Origin of the sequence: Providencia alcalifaciens DSM 30120 (assembly GCF_000173415.1) — a bacterium.
Taxonomy (GTDB): Bacteria; Pseudomonadota; Gammaproteobacteria; order Enterobacterales; family Enterobacteriaceae; genus Providencia; species Providencia alcalifaciens.
Window position 1 is genome coordinate 46,392 of sequence record NZ_ABXW01000078.1, and the last position, 6,014, is coordinate 52,405.

Annotated in this window: 5 protein-coding genes; 2 read left to right on the forward strand and 3 right to left on the reverse strand. The window is 42.5% G+C overall.

Going from position 1 to position 6,014, the window contains the following annotated elements; all coding sequences use genetic code 11:
* Positions 1-12 precede the first annotated feature (12 nt).
* Positions 13-1,443, reverse strand: coding sequence for a tRNA (N6-isopentenyl adenosine(37)-C2)-methylthiotransferase MiaB (gene miaB, locus PROVALCAL_RS18895; protein ID WP_006660963.1), 1,431 nt, complete (start codon positions 1,441-1,443; stop codon positions 13-15).
* Positions 1,444-1,780: 337 nt separating this feature from the next.
* On the opposite strand from miaB, the gene ubiF reads away from it, so the two are divergent.
* Complete coding sequence (ubiF, locus tag PROVALCAL_RS18900; RefSeq protein ID WP_039862494.1) at positions 1,781-2,968, forward strand: 3-demethoxyubiquinol 3-hydroxylase; 1,188 nt, start codon at positions 1,781-1,783, stop codon at positions 2,966-2,968.
* A 77-nt stretch (positions 2,969-3,045) separates the two neighbouring features.
* Here ubiF and PROVALCAL_RS18905 read toward each other — a convergent pair whose 3' ends face one another.
* Positions 3,046-3,429, reverse strand: coding sequence for a winged helix-turn-helix transcriptional regulator (locus PROVALCAL_RS18905; protein WP_039862496.1), 384 nt, complete (start codon positions 3,427-3,429; stop codon positions 3,046-3,048).
* Between the two features lie 100 nt (positions 3,430-3,529).
* Here PROVALCAL_RS18905 and nfsB point away from each other — a divergent pair, with 100 nt between their 5' ends.
* Complete coding sequence (gene nfsB, locus PROVALCAL_RS18910; RefSeq protein WP_006660966.1) at positions 3,530-4,183, forward strand: oxygen-insensitive NAD(P)H nitroreductase; 654 nt, start codon at positions 3,530-3,532, stop codon at positions 4,181-4,183.
* A gap of 57 nt (positions 4,184-4,240) precedes the next feature.
* On the opposite strand, the gene PROVALCAL_RS18915 is transcribed toward nfsB, so the two are convergent.
* Complete coding sequence (locus tag PROVALCAL_RS18915; protein WP_006660967.1) at positions 4,241-5,584, reverse strand: dicarboxylate/amino acid:cation symporter; 1,344 nt, start codon at positions 5,582-5,584, stop codon at positions 4,241-4,243.
* Between the last annotated feature and the right edge of the window lie 430 nt (positions 5,585-6,014).

Consider the following 6,014-nt stretch of genomic DNA (forward strand, 5'->3'; position numbering starts at 1 on the left):
AGTATCCTATCTTTAGGGTTGGAAGTTGCCAACGCCAAGTTCATCTTCTTTACGAGTACGTGCAATCACGGATGCTGGTGTTTCGTGAACACGCAGATCCATTTGATCTTCGGTACGAATCACTTTGCCGCGTAAAGAGTTGGTATAAACATCGACGATTTCGACATCCACAAATTTACCGATCATGTCCGGTGTGCCTTCAAAGTTCACTACGCGGTTATTTTCGGTACGACCTGAAAGCTCCATCACATTTTTGCGTGAAGTGCCTTCCACTAAAATACGTTGCACTGTTCCCAGCATGGCACGGCTGAAGCTCATTGCTTGCTGATTAATGCGCTGTTGCAGTAAGTACAGGCGCTCTTTTTTCTCATCTTCGCTGACATCATCCGGTAAATCTGCCGCTGGTGTACCCGGGCGAGCTGAATAGACAAAGCTATAGCTCATATCGAAATTCACATCCGCGATCAGCTTCATGGTTTTTTCGAAATCATCGGTAGTCTCCCCTGGGAAGCCAACGATAAAGTCGGAACTGATCAGAATACCTGGGCGTGCTTCACGTAATTTACGGATAATCGCTTTGTATTCTAATGCAGTATGTGCGCGTTTCATCATGGTCAGTATGCGGTCGGAACCACTTTGCACAGGCAAATGTAAGAAGCTGACTAGCTCTGGTGTATCGCGATAAACCTCGATAATGTCATCGGTAAATTCAATTGGATGACTGGTGGTGAAGCGTACACGGTCAATACCATCGATAGACGCGACTAAGCGTAATAATTCTGCGAATGAACAGATTTCGCCGTCAAAGGTTTCGCCGCGATATGCGTTAACGTTCTGACCTAATAAGTTAACTTCACGTACACCTTGAGCGGCTAACTGAGCGATTTCAAACAGAATATCGTCACATGGACGGCTAACTTCTTCCCCACGAGTGTATGGAACTACACAGAATGTGCAGTATTTGTTACAGCCTTCCATAATAGAGACAAACGCGGTCGGACCTTCAGCGCGTGGCTCTGGTAGGCGGTCAAATTTCTCAATTTCAGGGAAGCTGATATCAATAATCGGGCTACGGTTACCCTGAATTTGGTTAATCATTTCCGGTAAACGATGCAGTGTTTGCGGTCCGAAAACAATATCAACACAAGGTGCACGTTGGCGAATAAAGTCACCTTCTTGAGAGGCTACACAGCCACCCACACCAATAATGATGTCAGGTTTTTTATCTTTGAAGAATTTCCAACGACCAAGCTGGTGGAAGACCTTCTCTTGGGCTTTTTCACGGATAGAACAAGTGTTTAATAACAACAGATCTGCTTCTTCAGCAATGTCAGTCAGTTGATAGCCGTGGGTGCTTTCTAATAAAGAGACCATTTTAGATGAATCGTATTCGTTCATCTGGCAGCCCCAAGTTTTCATATATAACTTTTTATTTGTCGACATGTCGTATATCCGGTGTTTTCGAATCCTAAAATGTGGACTTCGAAACGCGTTGTAAATCCAAAGTCCTACCCTTTGATGATGAGGGAATTCACCGCATTTTGATTAAGAACAGCGTTCTTGATTGGATTAAATGCAAAAATTACCCAGTAATAACATGCTAAAATAATATCATCACCAAATGCTTAAGGGCAGGCTATTTGCCTATTGTTTTAAAGATTAACGAGTATTGTATTCATTTGAGGCATCAGTGACCAGAGCCCAAGCGCAGATATTGCCTGCGGGGGTAAGAATTTTTCGGTATACTAACGAAATCAAACAGTTAATAGTAGCTATCATGATGAATAAACTAACTGAATTTTATGATGTTGTCGTTGTTGGCGCAGGAATGACTGGCGCAGCGGCAGCGCTCGGCTTTGCCCAAGAAGGGATGAAAGTGGCTTTACTTGAGAAAGCCAAGCCTGTGGAGTTTGACGCAAACAGTAGGCCGGATGTCCGCATTTCTGCAATTAGCAGCGCTTCCATTGAATTGCTAAAACAATTAGGTACATGGAAGCACGTGGAAGCAATGCGCAGTGTGCCTTATCGTGAGTTAGAAACATGGGAAGAGCCGGGAAGTAATGTCATTTTTGATGCTAAAAGTTTGGGGTTGCCTGAACTTGGCTTTATGGTAGAAAATCGCGTGTTACAGCTGGCATTATGGCGTGAATGTGAACAGTACAGCAATCTAGAATTGGTGTGCCCAGCCACGTTGGTCAATTTATACCAACCGCATGGGCAAAAGCATTGGATGGTTGAGCTTGAAGATGGTCTCGTTCTGGAAACTAAACTCGTGGTAGGCGCTGATGGGGCAAATTCTCAAGTGCGTAAAATGGCAGGTATTGGTAGCCGAGGCTGGCAATATCGCCAATCTTGTATGTTGATCACGATTCAAACGAATCAACCACAACAAGACCGGACATGGCAGCAGTTTTTCCCTTCGGGTCCAAGAGCCTTTTTACCTCTATATGACAATTGGGCGTCACTTGTTTGGTATGACAGCCCTGCGAAAATCCGCCGTTTGCAAAGTATGTCTATGGAGCAACTCACCGGTGCGATTACTGAAGCGTTCCCTGAGCGACTTGGCGAAGTAAAAGCGATAGCGTCAGGCGCATTCCCTCTGACACGCCATCATGCTAGCCGTTATGTTCTGGATGGTTTGGTTCTGATCGGTGATGCAGCTCATACGATTAACCCATTAGCGGGACAAGGGGTAAACCTTGGCTATCGTGATGTGGACGTGTTATTGAAGGTAATTTATCAAGCGCGTGAGTGTGTCGAAGCATGGGAGTCTTTGGATGTGCTTAAGCGTTACCAGCGTCGTCGTTTACCTGATAATCTCATGATGCAAGCGGGAATGGATGTTTTCTATATGGCATTTAGTGAAAACTTGCCTGGTTTAAAAATGCTGAGAAATTTTGGTTTGATGGCTGCACAACGTGCGGGTGAGGCGAAAAAATTAGCGCTAAAATATGCGTTGGGATTGTAGTTTCACTTGCTAGTCACAGTGTTGAACTCGCCTATTGCAATCAGTTACCCAGATTATTGTTCTGGGTAACTTTCCCGTTATTGTTCTCTAGTACTTAGATCTTGTTCTCTTTTATCTAATAGCGGGATCCCATATTTTGCCCCCCACGCTTGTAGGGCATGAAGCACGTCACTCAATGATTCCCCTTCTGGGGTCATTGAATACTCGACTTTAGGGGGAACTTCAGGGTAGACATGTCGAATAATTAACCCATCACTTTCGAGTTCCCGTAACTGTTTTGTCAGCATACGCGGTGTGATAGAAATTAATTTTCTTTTTAACTCATTAAATCGAAGCGTTTTTCCCTGTAAATGATACAGAATCACACCTTTGCCTTTTCCTCCCATTAGCTCTAATGAGGCTTCAACAGGGCATCCATCGTAGGTGTAGTTGCTATATCGTCTTTTTTTGACAGTATCCATTTGTATAGTATGTGCCATTATTGTGCGTACTTGTTAGTTTGTACTTTTAACATTAGGATGACCAAAATTCAATAAAGTTTGTTTTTACTTAGAGGACACCATGAACTTAACAAATATTTTGAACTCTCGTTATGCGACAAAAAGCTTTGATCCTAATAAAATTATCCCCGATGAAATATTGGTTCAAATAAAAGAGCTGCTCCAGTTAAGCCCTTCTAGTGTTAACGTACAACCTTGGCATTTTTTGTTAGCGAGTAGCCCCGAAGCGAAACAAAAAATTATTAATGCTACGGCTGGGGGATATTCTTTTAATGAAGAAAAAATCCGCAATGCGTCTCATGTGATTGTGATGTGTGGAAAAAGAGAGCTGCCTGAAGATTACTTACTTCATCTTTTAGATATTGAAGAGCAAGAGGGGCGGTATCTGAAAAGTGAATTTAAAGAGCAGAACCATATGGCTCGAACATTTTTCGTGAATTTGCATAAGAATGAGTTTCAGGATTTACCTCATTGGATAGAAAAACAAGTCTATTTAAATATGGGGGCTTTATTATTGGGTGCCGCGGTATTGGGAGTTGATGCATTACCGATGGAAGGCATTGACTTCTCAATACTGAATGATGAGTTTGGTTTAGATGAGAAAGGACTGAATGCGGTGACGGTTGTAGCTCTTGGGTATAAAACAGATGACGATTTTAATTCGTCATTACCTAAGGCTAGGCTTCCATTGGATGAGATTGTGACTGAACTTTAATTCACGCCATAAAAAATAAGCCGCATTTGCGGCTTATTTTCGTAGGGTATAAGTAAATTATTTATTATTAGCAATATCAACAGAAGTTGTAGCTTGAGCCGCTTCATCTTCAGTGATCATTGAATCTAATGATTCGTTTTTGGTTGCGAATGCATGAGCCAGTTTTTCAGTGTCTAACTCTTTTTCCCAACGAGCAACCACGATACAGGCACAAGCGTTGCCCACTAAGTTGGTCAGAGCACGACATTCAGACATAAAGCGGTCAATACCTAGAATCAGTGCCATACCCGCAACTGGAATACTTGGTACTACCATCAGCGTTGCTGCTAAGGTAATGAAACCAGCCCCCGTTACACCCGCTGCGCCTTTAGAGCTGATCATTGCAACTAACAGCAGGGAAATTTGCTGCCAGAGCGTGAGTTCAATATTGGTTGCTTGAGCAATAAACAGCGCCGCCATCGTCATATAGATGTTGGTGCCGTCGAGGTTAAATGAATAACCGGTAGGGATCACTAATCCAACGACGGATTTTTCGCAACCAGCGTGCTCCATTTTTCTCATTAAGCTTGGTAATGCCGCTTCAGAGGAAGAGGTACCCAGAACTAACCATAATTCATCTTTGATGTATTTGATAAGCTCGATAATCGAGAAGCCGTTATATTTAGCCACTGCACCCAGTACGACTAGAACAAACAGCAGCGAGGTGATGTAGAACGTCATAATCAGCATCATTAAGTTACCGATAGACGAAATTCCGTATTTACCAATGGTAAATGCCATCGCACCGAATGCCCCGATAGGTGCCAGTTTCATCAACATAGCAACCATCTTGAAAACTGGCTCAGAGAAATTCTGTAGCAGTTTAACAATTGGCTCACCGTGTTTACCCGTTGCTGCCAGCGCTAAACCAAAAATTACAGAAATAAATAGAACTTGCAGAATATTCCCGTTAACGAGGGGGCTGATGACTGTGTCAGGGATGATATTCATGAAGAACCCAACGATGGAAGATTCGTGAGCTTTTTCTACATAACCTGCAACCTTAGCATTATCCAATGTTGCTGGGTCGATATTCAGTCCAGCGCCTGGCTGGATGATATTTGCGACGATCAAACCAATGATCAGAGCAACGGTTGAGAACGTGATGAAATACAGCATAGCTTTACCTGCCACGCTTCCGACCGCTCTCATGTTTGTCATGCCAGAAATACCCGTCACAACGGTTAAGAAGATGACTGGGGCAATGATCATTTTCACGATTTTGATAAACGCATCACCCAACGGTTTTAACGACTCTCCGATGTCTGGGAAAAAATGCCCAAGGGCAATACCAAGAGTGATGGCGACAATGACCTGCACATATAAAATTTTATATAGTGGTTGTTTTATTATGTTTCGCATAAGTTTTCTCTGTAAAAATATTGTGTTATAGCAATTATAATTATTGGTTTTTTTACAACTGAGTTGAGATGGATTGGAAAGTTGGACTAATTATTTCAGACGAAAGGGGGCTTACGTATTACTAATCTAATCTAACTGCAATTCGCCGCAAGATTACCACTTTACTTGGTTACGTGAAAATGACTCATATCACAATTCCGATATAAAAGTTGCGTAAAGGTAAATGGGATGTATCAAATGTTTTTTGAAAAAGTTAAAAGGAAATTTAAAGGCAAAAAGTAATTTTTAAAAGCATTAAATAAATACCGTAATAAATGTATTTACGTCATGTTTTAGATAGGGAATTGAGAAGAGAATGGCTGGGGTACCAGGATTCGAACCTGGGGATGCCAGGATCAAAACCTGGTGCCTTACCGCTTGGCGATACCCC

Coding starts and splice junctions, on each gene's coding strand:
- miaB (WP_006660963.1), bottom strand. CDS start 1,443: ATGTCGACAAATAAAAAGTTATATATGAAAACTTGGGGCTGCCAGATG.
- ubiF (WP_039862494.1), top strand. CDS start 1,781: ATGAATAAACTAACTGAATTTTATGATGTTGTCGTTGTTGGCGCAGGA.
- PROVALCAL_RS18905 (WP_039862496.1), bottom strand. CDS start 3,429: ATGGATACTGTCAAAAAAAGACGATATAGCAACTACACCTACGATGGA.
- nfsB (WP_006660966.1), top strand. CDS start 3,530: ATGAACTTAACAAATATTTTGAACTCTCGTTATGCGACAAAAAGCTTT.
- PROVALCAL_RS18915 (WP_006660967.1), bottom strand. CDS start 5,584: ATGCGAAACATAATAAAACAACCACTATATAAAATTTTATATGTGCAG.